This is a genomic window from Rhodococcus sp. WB1 (assembly GCF_001700945.1).
Taxonomy (GTDB): domain Bacteria; phylum Actinomycetota; class Actinomycetes; order Mycobacteriales; family Mycobacteriaceae; genus Rhodococcus; species Rhodococcus aetherivorans.
Genome location: NZ_CP015529.1, coordinates 3090185 through 3114260 on the forward strand (window position 1 = coordinate 3090185; position 24076 = coordinate 3114260).

Consider the following 24076-nt stretch of genomic DNA (forward strand, 5'->3'; position numbering starts at 1 on the left):
ATGCGCGGTTGCCTCATCGCATCACCGGCAGTATCCGCGCGCCCGACCGGCCCGATGCCGCCTCGATGAAGGCCCGCGCATCCGGGACGGCGGCGAGCACGTTGCGGGTGCGTTCGAGTGCCTCCGGTTCGGGCGGCGGTCCGCCGACCGTGTCGACGACGTCGAGCAGGTGAACGGTCGTTTCGAGGATGGCCAGGTCGAGGAGCGCGCCGAGCGTCACCGAGCCCAGCAGAGGATGTGGGACGACGGTCTCACGGCCGAGGCCGGTCAGGCGATCGAACGCCTGCGGCAGTTCGACGGCGAATCGCTCGACGAGCGTCCCCCGGCCGACGTCGGTGGCGGCGCGGCGAACCATCTCGGCGATCCGTCGGTGCATCGGTTCGGCGGCGACCGGGTCGGCGTTGAAGACGCGGAGCATCTCCGCGGCGCTGGTGACCTTCGCCGTGCCGTCGGACGCGGGGTCGGCGAGCAGGGCGATCAGGGCGTCCGGTGTGACGTGGACGTAGAGGTCCCGAACGGTCCAGCCCGGCAGCCGGGTCGGGGCCGTCCACTGCTCGTCGCTCAATTCCCGTGCCCGTTCGGCCCACGAGCGCCACAGCCGTATCAGCAGGGCTCGATCCCGGTCGAAGGTCGATGTCACCGCACTCCCCCTCGTTCGGTCACCCGCGCGGCAGCCTCGGCCGGTGGGTGGTCGTTTTCCTGATGCTCCCGTCGGTGTCGTAGTAGGTCCACTCGCCGGTCTTCCTGCCGTGCTCCCAGTTTCCGCTGTCGACGAGCGTTCCCGCCGTGGTCCAGCGCTCCCAGTGGCCGTGCTTCTCACCGCGGGCGAACCCGCCGCGCTGCAGCAGGCCGCCGGTGGCGCGGTACCAGGTCCAGGGGCCGTGCAGGACGCCGCGGTCGTAACCGCCCTCGGAACGCAACGCCCCGCCGGCGAAGTAGTGCCGCCACGTGCCGTGGCGCTCACCGTCGACGTAGTTGCCCATCATCACCCCGCCGTGCGGGTCGGGCTCCGCCCACTCGCCGGTCTTGCGGCCGTGACCGTCCACGGCGTTCGGACTCTCGGCCGGCGTGCTCATCCGGAAGTCCCGAACCGGCCCAGGGCGCTGCGCGCGCCGTCGGGCCCGGCGGTGACCGTCGAGAGATCTCCCACGAGCGACGAGTATATGCAAGCGATTGCTTGCATATCAACAGCTCGGCGGGACGCGCGCCGAGTCACCGCGTCACGGGCGCGCGCCACATCTTCCACAGGGTGGGGCCGCCGTTCGGGACGGCGATCTCGCCGGTGACCCGGAAGCCGAACCGCTCGTAGTAGGAGATGTTCTTCTCCTTGCTCGATTCGAGATAGGCGGGCACGCCTTCGGCGTCACAGCGGTCCAGCCGGGACCGCAACAGCGCCTTCCCGAATCCCCCTCCACGCGTGGCGTTTCCGGTCCCGATGGCGGAGAGGTACCAGTGCGGCTCGGCCGGATGCGCATCCTCGAGCGCGCCGTTGACCTCGGCGCCGACGCGGGCGCGGCCGCCGAGCGCGTGAATCATTCCCGCGGTGACCAGGACCGACCGCCAGCCGGTGACCTTCCATCGGCCCGGTGGCGCCCACATGGTCGCACCCCCGGTGGCACCGTCCGGACCCTCGGCGATCTCGAGTCCGCCGTGCGCCAGCAGGTGGTGGCGCGCCTCCGCGGCGAACATGCGTGGCAGACCTCGGCGCCGGCGCTCGTCGTCGGGCCACATCCACATCATCACCGGATCGTCGAAGAACGCATCGGCGAGGGTGCGGGCGAAGACCGGTATGTCCCGTCTGGTGACCGGGCGGACGGCGGGGGTCATGCGGACGAGGCTACCGGCGTCAACGATGGAACGTTGCCGCCCAGCAGGTTTTACGTCGTTGTCACATGGGGGCGGGCACGACTGTTTCATTTCGTGCAACACTGTTTCTCAGCACGAAACCACCCCTGTTGCGAGTTGTGAGGAAGCACGATGACCGAAACCGCGAACATCGTCATCGTCGGCGGCGGACTCGAGGGCCTGGCTGCGGCCTGGTGCCTCGCCGAGCGCGGCGAAACCGACGTTCTCGTCCTGGAACGCGGAACTCTGTGTTCCGGCATGACCGGCAAGTCGAGCGGCATCGTCCGCTGCCACTACGGCGTTCCGTCGCTGGCGGCGATGGCCTGGCACGGCGTGCAGGTCTTCTCCGAGGCCGAGCAGATCTTCGGCACCGACATCGGCTTCCGGCAGACCGGATACGTCGTCGGCGTCGGGCCCGACAACACCGCCCCGCTCGCCGCCAACGTCGAGATGCACCGCTCCCTCGGTGTGCCCGTCGAGACGATCGACGCCGACGAGGTCCGCCGACTGCTGCCCGGAATCGCCCTCGATCCCTTCGCGGCCTTCGCGTACGAACCACTCGGCGGCCACGGCGACGCCTACATGACCGGAATGGCCTACGGCACCCGCGCCCGTGCCCTCGGCGTGCGAGTGCGTCAGAGCACCACCGTCACCTCGCTCCTGCAGCGCGACGGCGGCGAGGTCTACGGTGTGCGGCTCGCGGACGGCTCCGAGATCCACGCGGGCACCGTCGTGCTCGCGACCGGCGTGTGGTCGCCGGCGCTCGGCGCGACCGCCGGGGTGGACATCCCGATCCGGGCCCAGCGGGAACAACTCCTGCTGGTCGACCAGGGCGAACCCACCCCGGACATCCCCACCTTCTCCGACCTGGTGAACCTGCAGTACATCCGGCGCGAGCCCAACGGGGACCTGCTGGTGGGCAACAGCGACCACTCCACCCCGGAGTGGGCCGACCCGGACGACTACGTCAATCGCGCCGACGACCCGTTCGTGGAAACCGCCATCGCGAAGCTGGACCGGCTGCTGCCGGCCATGCCCGATCCGCGGCTCGCCTCGTCGTACGCGGGGTGCTACGACACCACCCCCGACTACAACCCGGTCATCGGGCCGTCCCCCGCCCCGGGGCTGTTCCTGCTCGTGGGCTTCAGCGGCCACGGCTACAAGATCTCCCCGGCCGTGGGCCGCCTCGCCGCCGACCTCCTGCTCGACGGCATCAGCAGCGACGCCGCCGTCGACGGCGCCGACTTCCGCTACTCCCGTTTCGCCGAGGGCAAACCGCTCGCCAGCCTCAATCCGTACGTCGGGGCCGGAGAGATGCGCTGACGAACCGGGCCGGCCGGCACGCCGCTGTACCGAAGCCCCGGAGGGGTATAGAACTGAAGGTGACGCTTCACCGCGGAAACCGGAGAAGGTACACGGCATGCCGGAAGGCGAGGACCTGTTCTCGGCCACGGGAGAGCCGGACACGGTTCTCCGCGTGTTCGAAGCACTGCCGTTCGCCCTCGGCGCGTGGCAGGGACCCGATCACGTGTACGTCGCGACCAACGCCGCCTACCGGGCGCTGCTGGGGCGCGACGACCTCCTCGGCCGGCCGGTGCGCGAGGTCGTACCGGAACTCGAGGGCCAGCAGTTCTTCGAGCTGCTCGACCGGGTGGCGGCGACCGGCGTCGCCGAGACCGCCAAGGAGTGGCGCCTGCAGATCGATACCGACGGTAGCGGCGTGGTCCGGGAGCGCTACTTCGACTTCACCATCGCCCCCCGTCGCGACCCCGACCGCGGCGTCGCCGGGCTGCTCTTCTTCGCCTCCGACGTGACCGACAGTGTCCTGGCCCGGCGCGGCGCCGAGGCACGGGCCCAGCTGATGTCGGAGAAGTACGAGCAGGCCCGCGACGCGGTGACGGTGATGCAGCAGGCGTTGCTGGCGCCGTCCGTCCCGGTCGTGCCGGGGGCCGAGGTGGCGGCCGCCTACCTGGTCGCCGCCGAGGACACGGCCGCCGGCGGCGACTGGTTCGACGCGTTGGCCCTTGCGAACGGCGAACTCGTGCTCATCACCGGGGACGTCGTCGGGCACGGCGTCGAGGCCGCCGCCGTGATGGGGCAGCTCCGCGCGGTGCTGCGCCAGCAGATCCTCGCGGGCGCGGACGTCGCCGCCGCCCTGTCCACCCTCGACGCCTTCTCGGCGCACGTCCCCGGCGCCCGCACCGCGACGGTCTGTGTCGTCGTCCTCGACACCGCCACCGGCCGGGTCCGCTACTGCACGAGCGGGCATCCCCCGCCGCTGGTGGCGAGCCCGGCCGGGGCGGTCCGATACCTCCCACCCTCGGGCGGAACGCCGATCGGTACCGGCTCGACGTTCCCCGTCGCCACCGACGCCCTCGCCGCCGGCGACGTCGTGCTGCTCTACACCGACGGACTGATCGAGCGCCCCGGCCGGCCCCCGCCGGCGAGCACCGCCGAACTCGCGGAGCGGGCGGCCCTGAGCGTGGCCGGCCGGTCGTTCCCGATCCCGGACACGCGCGCCCGGACGGTGGATCGGGTGTGCGCGGAGATCCTCGAATTCCTGCTCCGGGAAACCGGATACAGCGACGACGTGACCATCGTGGCCGCTCAGCGCACGGCCATGCCGGATCCCCTGCAGCTTCGGCTCCACGCCGACCGGGAGGCACCGAGGTCGGCACGGACGTCGTTGCGGCGATGGCTCGTGCGCATCGGTGCCGACCATGCCGGAACTGTGGCCGTCGAGCACGCGGTCTCCGAACTCGTGTCCAACGTCGTCGAGCACGCCTATTCCGGCGGCGACGCCGGGCATGCCCCGGTCGACATCGACGGGACGCTCGACGGCGACGGCTGCCTCCGGGTCCGCGTGCGGGACCGGGGCCGCTGGAAGACCCCCGCGAAAACCCCGGAGCCACATCGGTTACCGACCAGCCGCGGCCGCGGGCTCACGATGGTCCGGATCTTCGCCGACGACCTCGTCGTCGACAGCGACGACACGGGCACGACCGCGACGGTCACGTTCCGGCTCACCCGCAGCGCCCGCGTCGTCACCGAGTTCACGGAAGGCGCGATCGTCGGCCGTCCCGAGGTCTCGCCCGAATTCGCCGTCGCCGAAACCGAACCCGGTCGTCTCGCGGTGCGGGGGGACATCGACATCGACACCGCGCCCATCCTCAAGGGGTGCCTCGACGCCGTATCCCACAGCGGAACGCTGTCGGTGACAGTCGATCTGAGCGAGGTCACCAACCTCGGCTCCGCCGGGGTCTCCTTGCTCTCGACGGCCCGCGACCGCGCGGCCAAGCAGCACTCCACCGTCACGTTGGTGGCGCCACCCGGCAGCACCGCCCACCACGTGCTCAGCCTGGTCGGACTCCACGGCCGGGCCGACCCCGGCGGCGGCGACATCCCGGAGCCGTCAGGGGATCCGGAGACGTGAACCCGGCACCGACCGGGGGTCGGTGCCGGGCGAAATCCGGCTCAGCTCGCGATCTTCCGTCTCCGGGACTGCACGTACTTCTCCCGCTCGGAGACCGACATCCCGCCCCACACTCCGTAGGGTTCGCCCATGGTGAGCGCGTGCTCGCGGCACTGCTCGATGACCGGGCACCGATGGCACATCTCCTTGGCCTTCGACTCTCGCTGGTACCGCGCGCGGCCCCGTTCGCCGTCGGGCGAGAAGAACACCGACGAGTCGACGCCGCGGCACAAGCCCTGCATCTGCCAGTTCCAGACATCGACGGTCGGCCGGAGCGGGTGAGGTGACAATGGCACGGGGCTCTCCTTGACAGCAGGCTCGCACGCAGTGCGAGCGGACCGGACGAAAGTCTGCGACCTTTCGCTCACTTCGATCCACGCGCCGGGACCGCCCCGAAGGGCCGATTCTCGGTTCGTCGATCTCATGGACCGGGGAGTACCCCGCGCCACCGAAATTCATGCCAACAAAGAGCGAGATTTGTCGAAGGTTCGCGAGACCGTAGGCGGCGCCGCCGGCCGGGCTATTCCCCCGGAGGACATACCGCCTGGTCGGGGGACGACGCGGCCGCGTCGCCCCGCGCGAGGGCGACCGTCGCGGCCACCATCACCGCCGCCGCGGTGACCAGAACCACACTCATGGCGCGGTCCGCGTCGAGGTATTCCCCCAGGACCACGAAACCGAGCAGCGACGCCACGACCGGTTCCAGGACGGTGGTGGCGGGCAACGACGCCCGCAGATCACCGGCCTGGAACGCCGCCTGCTGAACCGTCACCGCCCCCGCGGCGAGGAGCAGGAGCGCCCACAGTTCGGGAGCGGTGGCGAGCGGCAGCACACCGCGGGACGCGATGTCGACCACTCCCTTGGTCAGTACGGCCGAGACCCCGAACAGGGCGCCGCCCACGGCGCCGAGCAGCAGCGCCTTGCGCGCGCCGCGCACCCGCCGGGCGGCGATCAGACCGGCCGCCACCAGCGGGGCACCGACGAGACAGGTGAGCACCCAGTGCAGCGGCTCGGCCCGGGCGAGTCCCGGCCGGGGATTCCCCAGCACCACGAGCACGGCGACCGACCCCGCGAGCGCCGCCGCCCACAGCCACTCACTCCGGCCGACGCTGCGATCGGCGAGGCGGGCACCCAGTGGCAGCGCGAACAGGAGTGACAGCACCAGCAGCGGCTGCACGAGCAGCAGAGAGCCCCGGCCGAGCGCCGCGGCCTGGAAGGCGTATCCCCCGACGCCGGCGACGGTGCCCAGCCACCACACGGGGTTGCGGACGAGAGCGGTGATCGGGCCCAGCGTGCCCACGGCGTCGTCCGGCACACCGGCTGCCGTGCGTTGACGCACGACCGTACCCACCGCGATGCACAAGGCCGCGGCGATCGCCAGCAGCGCTGCGCCCACCGAGTCCGACACGCGCCCAACCCTAGGGCGAAGCGCGGTACCTCGCCGATCGAACGAGCCGGGCCCGACCGGGTCGCCCGCGGCCGGTCGCGCGGTACCACCCGGGGACGGTCAGCGGCCGGCCATCGCCCTGAGCAGCGGGGCTGCGGGCAGCGACGCGAACAGCGCCGCCTCGTCGCGCCACGTCGACTCCTCGTCGAGGAACCGCAGGATCGGCTCCGCGGAGGACCGGTCGAACAGCCCCGCGAAGGCGCGCTCGAGCACCGCGGGCCGCTCGACGACGGCCCGCAGCAGCCCCTGGTCGTACCGGGCGAACCGGGACGGAGCAGGCTGCACGTCGAAGGGATGCCCGTGCCGGGCGAGCGACTGCGCGATCGCCGCACTGTCGCACTGGATCCGCTGGTACGCATATCCGCTGCTGCCCTTGAGCATTCCGCCCGCGGCGCCGATGCGCACGATGTTGCCGCTGCGCCGCGCGGGCGGCCGCGACGCCAACGGAAGCCGTGCGGACTCGTCCGCCTCCACGATGTAGGTGTCCTCGTCCGCGCCGAGCACGGCCGCCAGGTACTCCCGGAGCGCCTCGTCGTGAGCGGCGGTGCCGACGGGCCCGCCGTCGGGGTGCGCGAAACTCGTGTGCTCGACGAGGGCGTGCCGGGTATCGGTGGGCAGCACGTACACGAAGGACGCCGCCCGGCGCTGATCGGTGCGGAAGTCGAACAGGGTGGGGACGTCGGGATCGAACAGGGGAGCTTCGGTGCGGATCCGCCACCCGCGGAAGTCCAGCCACGCATCGGGGCTCGTCCCCCGGTCGTCGGCGTCGGGGCCCCGGCCGTCGAAGACCCACTCGGGGTGCAGCTCCGTGCCGTCGGACAGGGCGACACGCGGGCGGGCCCCGTCGTGCACCTGCGTCACCCGGCCGGTGCGGAGCCCGATGTCGTCGACTCGGTCCGTAACCTCGCCGACCACCGACGCCAGGTCGGCTCCGCGGACGACGCCGTACCGGTACCGGCCGAGGCCGAGCGTGCGGGCCCGTCCGCCCGCATGGACCCGGATCCGGGCGAACCGCGCGGAGACGGCCGCGTCGAGCAGCCCGGACCGGCGGGACCAGAACGCCCAGCCGGCGTCACGGATGTCGCGGGCGCCGTCGTCGACGAGCACCACCGGGCCGGGTCGCGCCGAGACGGCGGCGAGATGGGCCGCCAGCGACAGTCCGCTCAGGCCCGCACCCAGGACGGCGATGCCGCCGTCGACCGGTCCGCTCCACGCTCGCACGCTCGCTTCTCCCCTCGCCGGAGACCCTCCCTCCGTCACCGTACCGGCCGCCGGTGAATCCGGTGCGCCACTACGCGGCCCGGGCGCGCGTCCGCTCGCGCAGCCAGGCCATCGCCGGCATGCGGTAGGAGTCGATGCCCTTGTACGCGGCGATCTCGGCGGGCAGTTCCTCGACGATGTCGGCGAGTTGCTCGGCCCACGCCGGGACCTGCGCGATCTCCTCGAGCGGTGCCATGTAGGTGCGGATGTTGAACACCAGCGCCCCCGTCATCGGCAGGCGGATCAGGTGCTCGAGTTCGATGCGCAACTGGATGCGGCCCCAGTCGCGTTCGGCGATCAGCCGCGGCATGTCGTCCATCCACTCGGGCATCGTCTCGAGGCTGGTGTCCCGGCGCCGCGAACCGACCGCGGAGAAGGTCCAGTTCACCCGCCGGTACGGCCGCTCGGTGGTGAGGCGCCGCATGAACTGCTCGGCGCGGTCGGTCACCCCGTTCGGGGTCAGGCCGGGAACGGGCCGGTGGATCTCGTGCAGGCTCATGCCGATGTCGAACTTGACGGACCAGTCGGCGGACGACGTGACCAGCGCCGCGTCGAACCACAGGTGCCCGTCGCGCTCGGTCACCAGCAGCACGTCGTCGGGCAGCTGACACCCGATGAACACCAGCGGATGCTCCGGCAGGGTGCCCGAATCCCCCGGCACGAACCATTGATCGATTCCGAGAAGGTCGTTGCGCCAGCGGTATCCGCCGTTCTCGACGTCGAGATGCATGACGTCGGGAAACGAGGCCGCCATGTCGCGCATGTAGTAGAGCATCAGGTCCCAGCACGCCGGCGTCATGTGCGGCAGCATCTGCACGCGCCCGGGGTCGGCCTCGACGATCGAGCGACGCAACCGCATCATCTCGACGTACTCGTCGTGGCTCTTGCCCAGGTCGACGATGTGCTCGCCCCAGGCCCCGGCGGCGGTCTCGGTGCGGCGCGGCGCCGGTTCGACGTTCACGGCGTAACGGAACGTCCTGTCGCCCTCGGGGAAAGGCCACGGCAGGCAGGACAGGTCGCTGGCGACGGAGGTGGTCACGAAGGTTCCTTTCCGGATGGCGGGTCAGGCCACGGCGCCGAGGTAGGTGCCGTGATGTCCCGACAGATGAGGACGGATCTCGAGGTCCAGGCCGCACGAACCGCAGGCGACGACCGCCCCGGGAGCGGCGTCGACGGACTGGGTGGTGGCGCAGTGCGGGCAGAACAGCGACACTCCGTCGGCGGCGGTGACGTAGGTGGTCATCTCGCACGGCAGCACGCCGGCGGTACGCGCCGCAGCCGTCGCGGCCATCGCCTCACGCCGCGGGCCGGCGATCAGCACGCGGGCACCGGCGCGGGCCTCACGCACGAGCCGCGACACCTCGTCCGCGCTCGCGTTCGGCACCGTGGTCGCGACGCGGCCGAGGGCGAGTGCCTGCGCCGCCCAGGCCGTCACCGCGGCCCGCGCGTCGGCGCAGTCGCCGAGGCTGAACAGCAGGTGGATGCGCCCGCCCGGATCGATCGGGGGCACCGCACCGGTGACGAATCCCGAGTTCTTCACGGCCGCACACCTCCGAACTCGCGCAACCACTTCAGACCGGGTTCGCGGGTGCGCGTGATGCCCTTGTAGTCGGCCATGTCCTCGGGCAGTTCCTCGAGCACCCGGTAGAGCCGGTCGGCCCATTCCGGCACCAGCGCGATCTCCTCGAAGGGCAGCAGGTAGGTGCGGATGAGGAACATGATCGCGCCGGACGCGCCGAGCCGGATCAGGTGCTGCACCTCGACCCGCAGGTGCAGGCGACGGCCGACGTCGTCGAGTGGGCCCTCGGCGAGCAGGCGCCGATCGCGTCCCCATTCGGGATACGTCTCGGTGGCCGTGTCGAGCCGGCGGTCCACGGTGAGGGTCCAGTTGGTGCGCCGATACCGTTGCCCGGCGTGCAGTCCCATGAGGAAGGACTGGGCGCGGGTGATCACCCCTTCGGTGTGGATGCGGGGCACGGGACCGTGGATCTGCAGGAAGCTCATCCCGACGTCGAAGCGCAGCGACCAGTCCGCGGCGAACGTCACCAGGCCCGCGTCACCCCACAGGGCGCCGTCGCGCTGATCGAGCAGCACGACGTCCTCCTGGATCTGCCGGCCGATGTACAGCAGCGGCGGCTCGGGCAGGGTGGCGGACTGCCCGTAGACGAACGTCTGCTCGAGGTCGAGGGCGCGGTTGCTCCACCGCCGGACGGTGCCGTCACGGTCGAGCGCGAACGTCTGCGGGTATGCCTCGGCCAGCATCTTCATGAGGGTGAGCATCGCGTCCCACTGCGCGACCTCCATGTGCCCGAGCGCCTGGAAGCGGCTCGGGTCGGCGTCGAGCACGCGCCGTCGTTCGGCGAGTTCGTCGAGAAGGAAGCCGTCCATGTCGACCGGGTGCTCGCCCCAGCCGCCGGCCGCCGTGTCCGCGCGGGTCCCGGCCGGCTCGACGTTGGTGCTGTACCGGTAGGTGTCCCGCGGGAAGGGGAACGGGAACCGCGCGACGCGTTCCGGGAGCACCTCGAATTCGGTTGCGGCAGTCACAGGTCCAGCTCCAATCGCTCGCCGCCGGCGCGGGAGACGCACGGCATCATGCAGTCGCCGGCGTGCTTCTCCGCGTCGGTCAGGTACAGGTCGCGGTGCTCGATCGCGCCGTCCGCCACCGGGATCCGGCACTCGCCGCACACCCCCTGCCGGCACAGGTTGGGCACCGGTACCCCGCGCGCCTCGAGCGCTTCGAGCAGGCTCACGCCGGAGTTCACGGCGATGTCGACCCCTGTGCGGCGCAGATGCGCGGTGAACGGGGTTCCGGGCTCGAGGTCGCCGACACCGAAGTGCTCGTAGTGGATGCGGGCATCCGGCCAGCCCGCGCCGCGGGCGCGACGGGTGAGTTCGTCGATGAGACCGGAGGGCCCGCACACGTACAGGTGGGTGCCGAGCGGTTGATCGAGCAGGGCCGGGCCGAGTGCGGCCCAGAACTCCTCGGGGGTGTGGTAGGTGTGCAGGCGGTCGCCGCACAGTTCGCGCAACTCGCCGAGGTGCGGGCCGTCGCCCTCGCGGAAGGTGTAGTGGACCTCGAAGGAGCGGCCCCACTGAGCGGCGGCGCGGGCGTGCGAGAGGATGGGTGTGACGCCGATACCGCCGGCCACGAGCATGTGGTGACGCGCGGTGAGGATCGGCGCGAAGGCACTTCGGGGCCTGCTGACCTCCACGACGTCCCCGACCTCGAGGGCGTGGATCCAGCGGGAGCCGCCCCGGCCGGTCTCGTCGAGCCGCACGGAGATCGAGTAGCTCTGCGGTTCGAGCTCCGGACCGGTCAGGGAGTAGGAGTTGCGGCGGGGCCGGCCGTCGTCGTGGGCGCCGCAGGAGAGCACGACGTGGCTGCCCGGGGTGAACGACGGCAGCGGCGCACCGGTGGGGTCGACGAACCGCACGTGCCGCACTCCGGTGGCGACGGTGGCCACCTCGGCGACGGTGAGGGCGAGGGTCGCGTCGCTGCGCCGGACGGCCGCTCCGGCATCGGATACGAGGGTCATCAGCTTTCCTCCGCGTCGAGCTGGTAGCCGAGATATGCGCCGTGGTGGCGCGAAACGTGGTGGTACACGACGAGTTCCGCCGAACACGCGGGGCACGTGCTGGCCTGCCCGATCGCGGCGGTGGCGTCGTGGGTGTGTCGGCAGTGGGCGCAGTACACCGTGCGCGTGTCCGTGGTCAGCACCTCGGGCAAAATCTCGTCGTCGAGCGCCCCCGCGGCGACGGCCACGGCCCGGGCGGCGAGGACGGCGGCCTCGTCGCCCACCAGCACGAGCCGCCAGCCGACGCGGGCCGCGGAGAGCTGACGCTGCAGCACCTCCGCGGCCGCGTCGCCCCAGGTGGCGGGCGCCCGTAGCCAGCTCACTCGCCGGCCTTCGAAGGAGGTCACCAGGCGGCGAGCGTGGTCGGTGGCGGCGTCGCCGAACGACAGGACGGTGACCGTCCTGCCGCCGTCGGCCACGGTCCGCTCCTCGTCCCAGCGCGGCACGCTGGTGGTCTCCATACAGACGCTCATGGCCGGATCCTTACGGCGCGAACGTGCGCTGGCCGACGTAGAACGCCAGGGCGCCGTCGGGGGTGGTGAAGCGGATCCGCGAGCCCTTGGGGAAGAAGATCGCGTCCTTGGCGCGGGCGATCTCCACCTGGCCGGTATCCAGGTTCTCCAGGCGGAACTCCCCTTCGAGGACGACCTTCATCTCGTCGTACTCGTACAGGTAGTCCAGCGGGGCGTCGGTGTGCGCGAGCTTGAAGTAGCCCGCGGCCATCTCCGACCCCTCGGGGTTGGGATAGACGTCGTCGATGAAGCCCTCGGTGCCCGGGAATTCCTCGGTGGACATCTGGGGCAGGGTCTTCCAGAAGTCGGCGGTGACGCGGAATGCGGGAACCGTGGTGGTTTCTGCCATGAGTGCTCCTAGGAACGAGGCCGGCTGCACCGGCCGTGGGCGGGAGGACGGAACGTCGATCGCTGACGTGAAACAGACAGTAATGAGATGAAACGCACCGACGGTTGCCGACGCGTTAACGCGTGTAACCGAATCCTCTCAGCGTCAGGAACATTCGTTTCTCCCCCGAGCGGCGCGGGCCGAGCCGGACCGTCACCACAAACTCACGGCGGCGTAACACGCCCGTCATGCATGCTATGTTTCATTGCATTCGACAGCGATTCACCTTATGAAACTTCGCAGCCGAACCCCAGGAGTCCCCATGACGCTCGAAGCCACCGACCTCCCCGTGATGCGTCTGCCCTCCACGGACGCCCCCGCCGATGCCGCCGGCTCCGCCGATCTCGCCGCACTCGCCCGCGCCACCGACACCCGCTTCATCCTCGCGGTGTTCACCAACCTCGCCGGCAAGCCCTGCGCCAAGCTCGTCCCGGTCGAGGCGGTCGACGAGCTGCAGTCCGACGGGGTCGGCTTCGCGGGCTACGCCGCCGGAGCCATGGGTCAGGTCCCCAGGGATCCCGACCTCGTCGCCATCCCGGATCCCACCTCCTTCACGCCGATCCCGTTCGTGCGCCCGGGCCTTGCGCTGGTGCACTGCGATCCCCACGTCGAGGGCAAGCCCTGGCCCTACGCCCCGCGGGTGATCCTGAAGGAGGTTCTCGGCAAGGCGGCCGAACGGGGCCTGTCCGTCAAGGTCGGCGCCGAGATCGAGTACTTCCTCGTCCAGCGCGACGAGGACGGGACGCTGCGCACCGCCGACGTGCTCGACACCTCCCGGCAGCCCTGCTACGACGCCCGTGACGTCACCCGCATGTACGAGCACCTGACCTCGATCTCCGCGGCGATGAACTCCCTCGGCTGGGGCAACTACGCCAACGACCACGAGGACGGCAACGGGCAGTTCGAGCAGAACTTCCAGTACGCCGACGCGATGACCACCGCCGACCGCGTCGTCACCCTGCGCTACCTGATCTCGGTGCTCGCCGAGCAGCGCGGCATGACCGCGACCTTCATGCCCAAGCCGTTCGCCGACCGCACCGGCTCGGGCATGCACATGCACCTGTCGCTGTGGCGGGAGGACGGCTCCGCCTTCCCCGACGCCGAGGACCCGCGCGGTCTCGGCCTGTCCGAGACCGCCTACGCGTTCATCGCCGGCATCCTCGACCATGCCTGCGCCCTGCAGGGCGTGATCGCCCCGACCGTCAACTCCTACAAGCGGACCGGCGCCACCGCGACCAGCTCCGGCGCGACGTGGTCGCCGCGGCACGCCACCTACGGCGGCAACGACCGCACCCACTACCTCCGCGTTCCGGACGGCAACCGCGTCGAGCTGCGCGGCGGGGACGGCTCCGCCAACCCGTACCTCGCTGCCGCCGCGACCGTCGCGGCGGGCCTCGACGGCATCGACCGCAAGCTCGATCCCGGCGCACCCGGCGGCACCCCGAACTCGGAGACGCTGCCGATGACCCTGCTGCACGCGATGGACGCGCTCACCGCCGACCCCGTCGTCACCGGCGCCCTCGACGCCGCCGGCCCGGGCGTCGCCGAGTACTTCGCCTCCCTCAAGCGGGAGGAGTTCTTCCACTGGCACAACACCGTGACCTCGTGGGAGATCGACAGCTACCTGACCGCCTTCTGACCCGTTCGGTCCGAACGGGCCACCGCGAACGACGACCTGTAAAGGAGAGACGACCCATGTGCGGAATCGTCGGGCTTCACCTGCGTGACGCCTCCCTCGCCCCCCGGCTGGGTGGCCTGCTGACCGGCATGCTCGGCCAGATGGTCGACCGGGGACCGGATTCGGCCGGAGTCGCCCTCTACGGCGACCCCACCTTCTCCCCCGCCGGCCACGCGTCGGTGTCCCTGCTCGGCGCCGCCCCGGACGTCGCCGCCACCGCCGGTGCCGCACTCGGCGTGACCGTGACCGCGATCGACCTGGCCCCCACCACCGTGCTCCACGCGCCGGTCCCGGCCCAGTTGCTCGCCGACACCGTCCGCGCCGTCGACCCCGGTGCAACGATCATCGGCTTCGGCGACGACGTGACCGTCCTCAAGGGCATGGGCGATCCGGTGGCGCTGGCCGAGCGCTTCGGGATCCCGGCCGCCTCCGGCTGGCAGGGCGTCGGCCACACCCGCATGGCCACCGAATCGGCCGTCACCGCCGCCGGCTCGCACCCGTTCGCCGTCGGCCCGGACCAGTGCCTGGTGCACAACGGCTCGTTCTCCAACCACCTGTCGGTCAAGCGCGAACTCGAGGCCGAGGGTGTGGCATTCGACAGCGAGAACGACACCGAGGTCGGGGCACGGTTCGTCGCCAAGCACCTCGCCGAGGGCGCCGACCTGGAGAAGGCCCTGCGCCTGCTCGGGGAGCGCTTCGACGGGTTCTACACCCTCCTCGTGTCGACGTCCGACTCGTTCGCCGTCGTACGCGACCCGATCGCCTGCAAGCCGGCGATCGTCGCCGAGACCGACGCGTACGTCGCGATGGCCTCCGAGTTCCGGGCCCTCGCCGGCCTGCCCGGCATCGCGGACGCTCACATCTTCGAGCCCGAGCCGGAGCGGGTCTACGTATGGCACCGCTGACCAGCACCGACGCTTCCCCCATCTCTTCGACGCCGGAGACGCCCATGACCACCGAGACGCTGCGCACCGACACACTGCCCACCGACACGCTCCCCACCACGGCGACGTACGACCTGGACGTCACCACCACGCGCGAACTGAACGCCGCACTGCAGGCCACCGAGGCCCCGGCCGCGGTGACCGTGACCAATCCCCAGGGCAAGCACGCCCTCGCGTGCGGGCTCGACCGGCCGATCGACGTGCGCATCGAAGGCCACGTCGGCTACTACGCCGCCGGGATGAACAAGCATGCGACCGTCACCGTCGCGGGCAACGCCGGGGTCGGGGTCGCCGAGAACATGATGTCGGGCACCGTGCGCGTCACCGGGGACGCCTCCCAGTCCGCCGGCGCCACGGCCCACGGCGGGCTGCTGGTGATCGAGGGCAATGCCGCCGCCCGCTGCGGCATCTCCATGAAGGGCGTCGACATCGTCGTCGGCGGCAGCATCGGCCACATGAGCGCCTTCATGGGACAGGCCGGACGGCTCGTCGTCCTCGGCGACGCCGGCGAGGCCCTCGGAGATTCGTTGTACGAGGCGCGCATCTACATCCGCGGCACCGTCGCCTCCCTCGGTGCGGACTGCGTCAAGAAGGAGATGCGGCCCGAGCACCTCGAGGAACTGCGCGAACTCCTCCGGGCGGCCGGCTTCGACGCCGACCCCGCCGAGTTCACCCGCTACGGCTCCGCCCGCGGGCTCTACCACTTCCACGTCGACAACGCCTCGGCGTACTGATCGCACCGCCCGCACCGCATCCCAGGAGACTCCCATGACCTTCCAGCCCGGACTTCGTGAGTCGGCCACCTTCGACCGCAACGTCATCCACGAGATCCAGCGTGCCGCCGAGACCGGCATCTACGACATCCGCGGATGGGGCGCCAAGCGCAAGCTTCCGCACTTCGACGACCTGCTGTTCCTCGGCGCGTCGATGTCGCGGTACCCGCTCGAGGGTTACCGCGAGAAGTGCGAGACCGACGTGGTCCTCGGCGACCGGCACGCGAAGTACCCGCTGCACCTCGACATCCCGGTCACCATCGCCGGCATGAGCTTCGGGGCGCTGTCCGGGCGGGCGAAGGAGGCTCTCGGGCGCGGCGCCAGCGAGGTCGGCACGTCCACCACCACCGGCGACGGCGGCATGACGCCGGAGGAACGCGGTCAGTCCAAGCACCTCGTCTACCAGTACCTGCCGTCGCGCTACGGGATGAACCCCGACGACCTGCGCAAGGCCGACGCGATCGAGGTCGTCCTCGGCCAGGGCGCCAAGCCCGGCGGCGGCGGCATGCTGCTCGGGCAGAAGATCACCGAGCGCGTCGCCGGAATGCGCACCCTGCCCGTCGGTATCGACCAGCGCAGCGCGTGCCGGCACCCCGACTGGACCGGCCCGGACGACCTCGCCGTCAAGATCATCGAACTGCGCGAGATCACCGGGTGGGAGAAGCCGATCTACGTCAAGGTCGGCGCAACCCGCACCTACTACGACGTCAAGCTCGCCGTGAAGGCCGGGGCCGACGTCGTCGTGGTCGACGGCATGCAGGGTGGCACGGCCGCCACGCAGGACGTGTTCATCGAGCACGTCGGCATTCCCACCCTCGCCGCGATCCCCCAGGCCGTGCAGGCGCTGCAGGAGATGGGAATGCACCGCACCCCCGGTGGCGTGCAGCTCGTCGTCTCCGGCGGCATCCGGTCCGGCGCCGACGTCGCCAAGGCCATGGCCCTCGGCGCGGACGCCGTCGCCATCGGCACCGCGGCGCTGATCGCGTTGGGCGACAACAACCCCCGGTACCAGGCGGAGTACGAGAAGCTCGGCTCGGCCGCCGGGTTCTACGACGACTTCCAGGACGGCAAGGACCCCGCCGGCATCACCACGCAGGATCCGGACCTGCAGGCCCGGTTCGATCCGGTCGAGGGCGGCCGCCGCCTCGCGAACTACCTGCGCGTGCTCACCATGGAGGCCCAGACCATCGCACGCGCCTGCGGCAAGTCGCACCTGCGCAACCTCGAGCCGCAGGACCTCGTGGCCCTGACCATCGAGTCGGCCGCCATGGCGCGGGTGCCACTGGCCGGCACCAACTGGGTGCCCGGCCAGGGCTTCTGAGCCGCTGCCCGCCTTCCACCGAGCGAATGTGCCTTACTGTCGGCCTGTCCGACGGTAAGGCACATTCGCTCGTTCCGTGTGCCTGCCCCTCGCACGATCGTCCACTGTCGGGAAACAGCACGTACAGTGAGGACATGAGCAGCCCCGAGCGCCCCGTACTGCACGACGCGCCGGGCCGGGAGGTCCCGCGGGACACCCCGACCGGGGTGGACCTGGAACGCGCCATCGCACAGGAGGTCCGCAAGTTGCGGATCGCCAGCGGGCTCTCCGTGGGCGACATGGCCGCGAAGGTGGGCATCTCCAAGGCGATGCTGTCGAAGATCGAGAACGCCCAGACGTCGTGCAGCCTCTCGACCCTCGCCCGCCTGGCCGCAGGTCTCGACGTACCGGTGACGTCGCTGTTCCGCGGCGCCGACGCGCAGCGCGAGGCGGTGTTCGTCAAGGCCGGCCAGGGCGCGGAGATCGTCGGCCGCGGCACCCGCGTCGGACACCACTACGAGTTGCTCGGCACGCTGCGGGGCCAGCACAAGCGGCTCGAGCCCGTGCTGGTGACGCTCACCGACGCGAGCGAGGTCTTCCCGCTGTTCCAGCATCCGGGGACCGAGCTGCTCTACATGCTCGAGGGCGAGATGGTCTACGGGCACGGCGAATCCGAGTACCGGCTCCAACCCGGCGACGCCCTGCTGCTCGACGGCGAGGGCATCCACGGGCCGAACGAGCTCGTCACCCTGCCCATCCGGTTCCTCGCGGTCACCGCGTACCCGGACAAACACCAGGACTGATCCCGCTCTCCACCACGAGCGGGGGGGTTTCCGCGTCGAGAGGGACACCGCCGCGGTGCATCGCGGGTGCAGGCAGCGGTAACCGCCCCCTCGTCGCGAGAATCTCCCGCTCGACGACGAACGAGGCCCCCGCCGTAGCGGGGGCCTCACCCGTTGTCGGTCCTCGGTCAGAGCTTCTCGGCTGCCGCCTTGGACGTGAGTGCCGTCGCCGCCTCCGCGACCGACGCCGCCTCCGTACGGGACGTGCCGGTGAAGCCCACCGCGTCGAGCACGTAGGCGGTCTCGCCGTGCACGACGACGTCGAGACCCTCGTACTCGGCCTCCGGATCGACGCGCAGGCCCATCACCAGGTCGAGACCCTTGGCGATGATCCAGGTGACGACGAAGGAGTAGGCCAGCACCGCGAGCACCGCGACGGTCTGGGTGCCGAGCAGGCCGATTCCGCCGCCGTAGAACAGCCCGGCCGCGCCGCTGGGAGCCTCCGGCACCGCCAGTAAACCGATGAGCAGCGTGCCGAGAACACCGCCGACGAGGTGGATGCCGACGACGTCGAGAGCGTCGTCGTAGCCCAGGCGGAACTTCAGCGAGATCGCGAAGCAGCACAGCGCACCGGCCAGGGCACCGACGACCAGTGCGCCGAGCGGCGAGACGGCACCGCAGGCCGGGGTGATCGCGACGAGCGCGGCGATGAGGCCGGACGCGGCGCCGAGGGTCGTGGCGTGACCCTCCCGCAGCTTCTCGACGATCAGCCAGCCACAGATGCCGGCGCACGACGCAGCGATGGTGTTGAGCACGACGACCGAGGCGTTGTTGTCCGCGGCGAGCGCGGAACCGCCGTTGAACCCGAACCAGCCGAAGAACAGGATGCCGGCACCGAGAACGGTCAGCGGAAGGCTGTGCGGGCGGGGCGGATTCAGGAACGAGCGCCGCTTGCCCAGGACGATGATGACCGCGAGGGCCGCGATGCCGGCGTTGATGTGCACGGCGGTGCCGCCGGCGAAGTCGACCGCACCGAGGGTGTTGGCGATCCAGCCGCCGACGACGGACCCGTCCTCGGAATCGAACGCGAAGACCCAGTGCGCGACGGGGAAGTACACCAGCACAGCCCACAGCCCGGCGAACACCATCCAGGCCGAGAACTTCATGCGGTCGGCAAGGGCGCCGCACACGAGGGCGACCGTGATGCCCGCGAACAAGAGCTGGAATCCGGCTATCAGCGCCGGCGGGAGTCCCGGTTCGGCCGGCGCCTCGAGCAGCTGGCCGAGCCCGAGATACTCGAGGGGGTTGCCGAGCAGTCCGGCACCGCCGAGCGAGTTTCCGAGCACCGCCGAGTAGCCGAACAGAACCCACAGAACTCCGACGAGCGCGAAGCCCGCGAACGTCATCATGATCATGTTGAGCGTGCTGCGGACGCTCACCATGCCGCCGTAGAACAGCGCCAGCCCGGGAACCATCAGCGAGACCGCCGTGAAGGCCGCGAGAATCCAGGCGGTGTCGGCGGCAGCGATTGCCTCTTCCATAGGTGTCCACCTTGTTCAGTCCCGAGGGATCGCCCCTCGTACGTGTCGCGGTGACTGTCTTATGTTGTTAATCACCGTCATCTGAGAGTGAACCCAGTGTGTAATCTGCGTGGGAGCCGCCGGTGAACTTCGTGTAACGGCGGCTCGCCCCCGGCACTGCCCACCGCCGAGCGCTCGCTCGGGGGCGACCGGTAGCGTTCGAACTGGTATGCGCATCGCTCGCGGGTGAGGATGGACACATGACTCGACACGGTCCGCTGCACGACATCGTGGAATCCGACCTCGAGGTCACCGGACCCAAGGACCACGCCGCCGGTGTCCCGGCGGTCCTGGTGTCGCTGAAACGCGCCTACGAGCAGATGGGCGTGGCCCGCACGGCGGCCACGCTGCCGCGGCTCAACCAGCGGCACGGTTTCGACTGCCCGGGGTGCGCCTGGCCCGAGACGCCCGGCCACCGCAAGCCCGCGGAGTTCTGCGAGAACGGCGCCAAGGCCGTCGCCGAGGAAGCCACCCTGCGGACGGTCACGCCCGAGTTCTTCGCCCGTCACTCCGTCGCGGAACTGTCGGAGAAGACCGGCTACTGGCTCGGGCAGCAGGGCCGCCTGACCCATCCGATGGTCCTCCGCCCCGGCGCGACCCACTACACCCCCGTCGACTGGGACGACGCGTACCGGCTGATCGCCGACCACCTGCGTGCGCTCCCCACCCCGGACCACGCCGTCTTCTACACGTCGGGCCGCACCAGCAACGAGGCCGCGTTCCTCTACCAGCTGCTGATCCGCAGCTACGGCACCAACAACATGCCGGACTGCTCCAACATGTGCCACGAGTCCTCCGGCAGCGCACTCGTCGAGACCATCGGAATCGGCAAGGGCTCGGTGTCGGTGCCGGACCTCGAGCACGCGGACCTCATCCTCGTCGCCGGTCAGAACCCGGGCACCAACCATCCGCGCATGCTCTCCACCCTGGTGAAGGCCAAGGAGAACGGGGCCAAGATCATCGCGATCAACCCGCTCCCCGAGGCGGGGCTGCTCCGGTTCAAGGACCCGCAGCGCGTCGACGGCGTGCTCGGCCACGGCACGGACATCGCCGACGAGTTCCTGCAGATCCGCCTCGGTGGCGACATGGCGCTGTTCCAGGGGCTCGGCAGGCTGCTGTTCGAGGCGGAGGACGCCGCGCCCGGCACCGTGATCGACCGGGCCTTCGTCGAGGCCCACTGCGCCGGCTTCGACGACTACGAGCGGCACGTCCGCGCGGTCGACCTCGGCACCGTCCTCGAGGCCACCGGGCTGAGCGAGGCGCAGCTGCGGTCCACCGCCCGGGACCTGGCCACCTCCCAACGCACCGTGGCGTGCTGGGCGATGGGCCTGACTCAGCACACCCATGCCGTCGCCACCATCGCCGAGGCGGTCAACCTGCTGCTGCTGCGCGGGATGATCGGCAAGCCCGGGGCCGGGGTCTGCCCGGTGCGGGGGCATTCGAACGTGCAGGGTGACCGGACGATGGGCATCTGGGAGAAGATGCCCGAGTCCTTCCTCGCCGCGCTGGACCTCGAGTTCGGGATCACGAGCCCGCGCAGGCACGGGTACGACACCGTCGAGGCGATCCGCGCGATGCGCGACGGCCGGGCGAGCTTCTTCATGGCGATGGGCGGCAACTTCGTCGCCGCGACCCCGGACACCCACGCCACCGAGGAGGCGTTGCGCCGCTGCGAGCTGACCGTGCAGATCTCGACCAAGCTCAACCGCAGCCATCTCGTGCACGGGCGCACAGCGCTGATCCTGCCCACCCTCGGACGCACCGACCTCGACATCCAGGAGAGCGGCAAACAGCTTGTTTCCGTGGAGGATTCGATGTCCATGGTGCACCTGTCACGGGGCCGGTTGCAGCCGGTCGGCGACCAGCTGCACAGCGAGGTCGCGATCGTCTGCCGGCTCGCCCGCGAGCTGTTCGGCCCCGACCATCCGGTCCGCTGGTCGGCGTTCGAGGGCAACTACGACCTGATCCGCGACTCGATCGGGCGGGTCGTGCCCGGCTGCGAGGACTACAACACCAAGGTCCGCCGGCGCGACGGGTTCCAGTTGCCGCACCCGCCCCGCGACAACCGCGAATTCCGCACGCACACCGGCAAGGCCAATTTCAGCGTCAACGACCTGGTGTGGGTGCCCACTCCCCCGGGCCGGCTCGTGCTGCAGACGCTGCGCAGCCACGATCAGTACAACACCACCATCTACGGGCTCGACGACCGCTACCGCGGCGTGAAGAACGGCCGCAAGGTCGTGTTCGTCCACACGGACGACATCGCCGAACTCGGATTCGCCGACGGCGACCTCGTCGACATCGTGTCCGAGTGGCCCGCCGACGGCGCGGTGCAGGAGCGTCGCGTCCGCGACTTCCGCATCATCGCGTACAGCACCCCGCGCGGCAACGCGGCCGCCTACTACCCGGAGACCAATCCGCTGGTCCCCCTCGACCACGTCGCGACGAAGTCGAACACCCCGGTCTCCAAGGCGATCGTCGTCCGACTCGAGCGGGCCGGGGCCGACTGATGGGGCGGGTCACCGCGCGCCGGCCCGTCCTGCGGATCACCGCGGACGGGCAAGCACGCCGACCGGACAGCCTCGCGGTGGAGGAACCGCTGGAGATCCGCCTCAACGGCCGCGCCCTGACGGTCACGATGCGCACGCCGGGCCACGACGTGGAACTCGCCCACGGATTCCTGCTCGCCGAGGGGATCATCGGCGGCCGCGAGGACGTCTCCGTGGTGCGCTACTGCGACGGCGTCGACGACAGCGGCGCCAACACCTACAACGTGCTCGACGTCCACCTCGCGCCGGGGATCTCCGTTCCCGACGGTGCGGGCGCCCGCAACTTCCTCACCAGCTCCGCGTGCGGGGTGTGCGGGAAGGAGTCCCTCGACCGGATCCGCGGGCGCACCCGGTTCCCGCTGACCGACGGCTTCGTGGTCTCCGCCCGCGCGCTGGCCTCGATGCCACCACGAATGCGGCAGCGGCAGAAGGTTTTCCAGAGCACGGGTGGGTTGCACGCCGCCGCGCTGTTCACCCCCGACGGCACCCTGCTGGCGTTGCGGGAGGACGTGGGCCGGCACAACGCGGTCGACAAGGTGCTCGGCTGGGCACTGACCGAGAACCGGGTCCCGTTGCCGGACACCGTCCTCGTCGTCAGCGGGCGGGCCTCCTTCGAGCTGGTGCAGAAGGCCGTGATGGCCGGCGTCCCGGCGCTCGGAGCGGTGTCGGCCCCCTCGTCGCTGGCGGTCGATCTCGCCGCGGAGTCCGGCCTGACCCTGGTCGGTTTCCTCCGCGGCGACTCGATGAACGTCTACACCGGATCCGTCGTATGACCCGGGGCCCGGGAACGGCTCAGCTGCAGTCCTGTTCGGGCGCGTCGCCCGAGCTGACCCCGTCGACGAAGGCCCGCACGTCGTCGTGGGAGGCCTCGAGCACGCCGCGGTGGTCGGCACCGTCGTAGACCCGGTAGGCAAGGGGGGAACCGTTGCCGCACAGGGTCTTCGTCACCTCGTCGGTGACCTGCCGGGCCACGAGCACGTCCGCGGTGCCCTGCACGACGAGGGTCGGCACCGAGAGGGCGAGCTGCTCGAGTTCCTGCGTGGCGAAGTACTCGGTCAGGCGCCCGACGTCCGCACCGGGCGCGAACACCTGGTCCACGGGAACGGTCGCGGCCACCTTGCGCACGTCGTCCATGCACCCGGTGCGCGCCGCCGCGAGCAGCGGACGGGACGCGTCCGTGAGCATCGCGTCGGCGGACACCTCGGGGTCGGCGGCCTCGGCGCCGAGCAACAGGACGGGCAGGAAGGTCAGGGCCTGAGCGATCCCCGGGCCCCCGGTTGCGAAGTAGGCGGCGGTCTCGCTCGTCCGGCTTCCCGGCGCGAACGCGACCGCGCCCTGCAGTTCCAGTTCAGGGGCGCGCTCCGCGCCCTGGGCGGCGGTGAACAGGGCCGCATGCCCGCCCTGGCTGTGCCCCATCACCGTCCACCGGTTTCCGATGCCGGGCTCGGCCTCGCGTGCGGCACGCACGATGTCGACGACCGTGTTCGCGGCGCTGTCGCCGTTCATGTAGGGATGTCCGCCCGGCGTTCCGAGGCCCTCGTAGTCGGTCTGGACCACGGCGTAGCCGTCGGCGACCCACCGATCGAGCATCGCGGTGGTCCGCGAGAGGTAGCTGTGGGCGGGTCCGCCGACCGTGTCGGCCGAGGGCGCGCAGGCATCTCCGACACCCGTCGTGCCGTGCGCCCAGCTGATCACCGGCCATCCTCCGCCGGGGGCGTCGCCGCGCGGGATCGCAACGGTGCCCGACACGAGGATCGGGCGTCCCGTGGCGTCCTCCGAGAGGTAGGTGATCAGTTCCGTGCGCGCCGCGCTGGGCAGCGCCGCCGCGCTCGTCAGCGGCCGGGTGCTGATCAGCGAGCCGGGGGAACGCTCGGCAGCGGGGGCCGGTTCGGAATCCGCGCAGGCCGTGGCGGCCAGCACCGAGGTGACCGCGAGCGCCACGAGGACGCTCCGGGAGGAGAGATGACCCAT

The 24076-nt window shown here is 70.9% G+C and carries 23 protein-coding genes; 9 read left to right on the plus strand and 14 right to left on the minus strand.

Features of this window, described 5'->3' with window-relative positions; all coding sequences use genetic code 11:
- Positions 1-13 precede the first annotated feature (13 nt).
- The 3 genes from A4U64_RS13645 to A4U64_RS13655 form a co-directional block, all read right to left on the minus strand.
- A complete protein-coding gene (locus A4U64_RS13645) occupies positions 14-640 on the minus strand; it encodes a maleylpyruvate isomerase N-terminal domain-containing protein (RefSeq protein ID WP_065922666.1) in 627 nt (208 codons plus the stop codon).
- A gap of 19 nt (positions 641-659) precedes the next feature.
- Positions 660-1076 (minus strand): toxin-antitoxin system YwqK family antitoxin, encoded by a 417-nt coding sequence (locus A4U64_RS13650; RefSeq protein ID WP_050035071.1) that lies wholly within the window; start codon positions 1074-1076, stop codon positions 660-662.
- A 136-nt stretch (positions 1077-1212) separates the two neighbouring features.
- Complete coding sequence (locus tag A4U64_RS13655; protein ID WP_044476010.1) at positions 1213-1827, minus strand: GNAT family N-acetyltransferase; 615 nt, start codon at positions 1825-1827, stop codon at positions 1213-1215.
- Positions 1828-1977: 150 nt separating this feature from the next.
- On the opposite strand from A4U64_RS13655, the gene A4U64_RS13660 reads away from it, so the two are divergent.
- Both A4U64_RS13660 and A4U64_RS13665 read left to right on the plus strand, forming a co-directional pair.
- Positions 1978-3168 (plus strand): NAD(P)/FAD-dependent oxidoreductase, encoded by a 1191-nt coding sequence (locus A4U64_RS13660; RefSeq protein ID WP_006937253.1) that lies wholly within the window; start codon positions 1978-1980, stop codon positions 3166-3168.
- A 97-nt stretch (positions 3169-3265) separates the two neighbouring features.
- Complete coding sequence (locus tag A4U64_RS13665) at positions 3266-5278, plus strand: SpoIIE family protein phosphatase (protein ID WP_029543130.1); 2013 nt, start codon at positions 3266-3268, stop codon at positions 5276-5278.
- A 41-nt stretch (positions 5279-5319) separates the two neighbouring features.
- Here the strand turns inward: A4U64_RS13665 and A4U64_RS13670 are convergent, their stop codons facing one another.
- From A4U64_RS13670 to A4U64_RS13710, 9 genes are all read right to left on the minus strand, one after another.
- A complete protein-coding gene (locus tag A4U64_RS13670; protein ID WP_044476011.1) occupies positions 5320-5559 on the minus strand; it encodes a WhiB family transcriptional regulator in 240 nt (79 codons plus the stop codon).
- Between the two features lie 278 nt (positions 5560-5837).
- Complete coding sequence (locus tag A4U64_RS13675) at positions 5838-6725, minus strand: DMT family transporter (RefSeq protein WP_065922667.1); 888 nt, start codon at positions 6723-6725, stop codon at positions 5838-5840.
- A gap of 99 nt (positions 6726-6824) precedes the next feature.
- Entirely contained in the window at positions 6825-7985 is a 1161-nt protein-coding gene (locus tag A4U64_RS13680) for a lycopene cyclase family protein (RefSeq protein ID WP_050035070.1), read from the minus strand.
- 70 nt (positions 7986-8055) lie between these two features.
- Positions 8056-9063 carry a heme-dependent oxidative N-demethylase family protein gene (locus tag A4U64_RS13685; protein WP_050035069.1) on the minus strand — a complete coding sequence of 336 codons (1008 nt, stop codon included), beginning with the start codon at positions 9061-9063 and terminating at the stop codon, positions 8056-8058.
- Positions 9064-9087: 24 nt separating this feature from the next.
- Complete coding sequence (locus A4U64_RS13690; protein WP_006937269.1) at positions 9088-9564, minus strand: dimethylamine monooxygenase subunit DmmA family protein; 477 nt, start codon at positions 9562-9564, stop codon at positions 9088-9090.
- Positions 9561-10568, minus strand: coding sequence for a heme-dependent oxidative N-demethylase family protein (locus tag A4U64_RS13695; protein WP_065922668.1), 1008 nt, complete (start codon positions 10566-10568; stop codon positions 9561-9563). Before A4U64_RS13695 ends, A4U64_RS13690 begins: the two co-directional genes overlap by 4 nt.
- Entirely contained in the window at positions 10565-11560 is a 996-nt protein-coding gene (locus A4U64_RS13700; protein ID WP_029543120.1) for a PDR/VanB family oxidoreductase, read from the minus strand. The genes A4U64_RS13695 and A4U64_RS13700 overlap by 4 nt, the downstream gene beginning before the upstream one ends.
- A complete protein-coding gene (locus A4U64_RS13705) occupies positions 11560-12072 on the minus strand; it encodes a 50S ribosomal protein L32 (protein ID WP_231771672.1) in 513 nt (170 codons plus the stop codon). The genes A4U64_RS13700 and A4U64_RS13705 overlap by 1 nt, the downstream gene beginning before the upstream one ends.
- A 10-nt stretch (positions 12073-12082) precedes the next feature.
- Entirely contained in the window at positions 12083-12460 is a 378-nt protein-coding gene (locus A4U64_RS13710) for a cupin domain-containing protein (RefSeq protein WP_029543116.1), read from the minus strand.
- Between the two features lie 301 nt (positions 12461-12761).
- On the opposite strand from A4U64_RS13710, the gene glnT reads away from it, so the two are divergent.
- The 5 genes from glnT (at position 12762) to A4U64_RS13735 (ending at position 17997) form a co-directional block, all read left to right on the plus strand.
- Complete coding sequence (gene glnT, locus A4U64_RS13715; protein WP_010592825.1) at positions 12762-14138, plus strand: type III glutamate--ammonia ligase; 1377 nt, start codon at positions 12762-12764, stop codon at positions 14136-14138.
- A 56-nt stretch (positions 14139-14194) separates the two neighbouring features.
- Positions 14195-15082: a glutamine amidotransferase gene (locus A4U64_RS13720; protein ID WP_006937281.1), complete on the plus strand. Its 888-nt coding sequence runs from the start codon at positions 14195-14197 to the stop codon at positions 15080-15082.
- A 44-nt stretch (positions 15083-15126) separates the two neighbouring features.
- Positions 15127-15855, plus strand: a complete 729-nt coding sequence (locus A4U64_RS13725; RefSeq protein WP_231771673.1) for a protein glxC — start codon at positions 15127-15129, stop codon at positions 15853-15855.
- A 34-nt stretch (positions 15856-15889) separates the two neighbouring features.
- Positions 15890-17215, plus strand: coding sequence for an FMN-binding glutamate synthase family protein (locus A4U64_RS13730; RefSeq protein ID WP_006937284.1), 1326 nt, complete (start codon positions 15890-15892; stop codon positions 17213-17215).
- A 134-nt stretch (positions 17216-17349) separates the two neighbouring features.
- Positions 17350-17997, plus strand: a complete 648-nt coding sequence (locus A4U64_RS13735) for a helix-turn-helix domain-containing protein (RefSeq protein ID WP_029543111.1) — start codon at positions 17350-17352, stop codon at positions 17995-17997.
- Positions 17998-18164: 167 nt separating this feature from the next.
- Here A4U64_RS13735 and A4U64_RS13740 read toward each other — a convergent pair whose 3' ends face one another.
- Positions 18165-19517 carry an ammonium transporter gene (locus A4U64_RS13740; RefSeq protein ID WP_043796576.1) on the minus strand — a complete coding sequence of 451 codons (1353 nt, stop codon included), beginning with the start codon at positions 19515-19517 and terminating at the stop codon, positions 18165-18167.
- A 239-nt stretch (positions 19518-19756) separates the two neighbouring features.
- On the opposite strand from A4U64_RS13740, the gene A4U64_RS13745 reads away from it, so the two are divergent.
- Together A4U64_RS13745 and fdhD are read left to right on the plus strand one after the other, a co-directional pair.
- Positions 19757-22066, plus strand: a complete 2310-nt coding sequence (locus tag A4U64_RS13745) for an FdhF/YdeP family oxidoreductase (protein WP_065922669.1) — start codon at positions 19757-19759, stop codon at positions 22064-22066.
- Positions 22066-22878: a formate dehydrogenase accessory sulfurtransferase FdhD gene (gene fdhD, locus A4U64_RS13750; RefSeq protein WP_006937291.1), complete on the plus strand. Its 813-nt coding sequence runs from the start codon at positions 22066-22068 to the stop codon at positions 22876-22878. Before A4U64_RS13745 ends, fdhD begins: the two co-directional genes overlap by 1 nt.
- A 19-nt stretch (positions 22879-22897) precedes the next feature.
- On the opposite strand, the gene A4U64_RS13755 is transcribed toward fdhD, so the two are convergent.
- The gene (locus A4U64_RS13755) at positions 22898-24076 is read right to left on the minus strand and encodes an alpha/beta hydrolase family protein (RefSeq protein ID WP_029543105.1); all 1179 of its coding nucleotides are present in this window, start codon (positions 24074-24076) and stop codon (positions 22898-22900) included.

What these genes read in the sequence shown, in the direction of transcription:
- A4U64_RS13650 (WP_050035071.1), bottom strand. Translation starts at nt 1,076, where the DNA reads ATGAGCACGCCGGCCGAGAGTCCGAACGCCGTGGACGGTCACGGCCGC.
- A4U64_RS13655 (WP_044476010.1), bottom strand. Translation starts at nt 1,827, where the DNA reads ATGACCCCCGCCGTCCGCCCGGTCACCAGACGGGACATACCGGTCTTC.
- A4U64_RS13660 (WP_006937253.1), top strand. Translation starts at nt 1,978, where the DNA reads ATGACCGAAACCGCGAACATCGTCATCGTCGGCGGCGGACTCGAGGGC.
- A4U64_RS13665 (WP_029543130.1), top strand. Translation starts at nt 3,266, where the DNA reads ATGCCGGAAGGCGAGGACCTGTTCTCGGCCACGGGAGAGCCGGACACG.
- A4U64_RS13670 (WP_044476011.1), bottom strand. Translation starts at nt 5,559, where the DNA reads ATGCAGGGCTTGTGCCGCGGCGTCGACTCGTCGGTGTTCTTCTCGCCC.
- A4U64_RS13700 (WP_029543120.1), bottom strand. Translation starts at nt 11,560, where the DNA reads ATGACCCTCGTATCCGATGCCGGAGCGGCCGTCCGGCGCAGCGACGCG.
- A4U64_RS13705 (WP_231771672.1), bottom strand. Translation starts at nt 12,072, where the DNA reads ATGAGCGTCTGTATGGAGACCACCAGCGTGCCGCGCTGGGACGAGGAG.
- A4U64_RS13710 (WP_029543116.1), bottom strand. Translation starts at nt 12,460, where the DNA reads ATGGCAGAAACCACCACGGTTCCCGCATTCCGCGTCACCGCCGACTTC.
- glnT (WP_010592825.1), top strand. Translation starts at nt 12,762, where the DNA reads ATGACGCTCGAAGCCACCGACCTCCCCGTGATGCGTCTGCCCTCCACG.
- A4U64_RS13720 (WP_006937281.1), top strand. Translation starts at nt 14,195, where the DNA reads ATGTGCGGAATCGTCGGGCTTCACCTGCGTGACGCCTCCCTCGCCCCC.
- A4U64_RS13725 (WP_231771673.1), top strand. Translation starts at nt 15,127, where the DNA reads ATGACCACCGAGACGCTGCGCACCGACACACTGCCCACCGACACGCTC.
- A4U64_RS13730 (WP_006937284.1), top strand. Translation starts at nt 15,890, where the DNA reads ATGACCTTCCAGCCCGGACTTCGTGAGTCGGCCACCTTCGACCGCAAC.
- A4U64_RS13735 (WP_029543111.1), top strand. Translation starts at nt 17,350, where the DNA reads ATGAGCAGCCCCGAGCGCCCCGTACTGCACGACGCGCCGGGCCGGGAG.
- A4U64_RS13740 (WP_043796576.1), bottom strand. Translation starts at nt 19,517, where the DNA reads ATGGAAGAGGCAATCGCTGCCGCCGACACCGCCTGGATTCTCGCGGCC.
- A4U64_RS13745 (WP_065922669.1), top strand. Translation starts at nt 19,757, where the DNA reads ATGACTCGACACGGTCCGCTGCACGACATCGTGGAATCCGACCTCGAG.
- fdhD (WP_006937291.1), top strand. Translation starts at nt 22,066, where the DNA reads ATGGGGCGGGTCACCGCGCGCCGGCCCGTCCTGCGGATCACCGCGGAC.
- A4U64_RS13755 (WP_029543105.1), bottom strand. Translation starts at nt 24,076, where the DNA reads ATGGGTCATCTCTCCTCCCGGAGCGTCCTCGTGGCGCTCGCGGTCACC.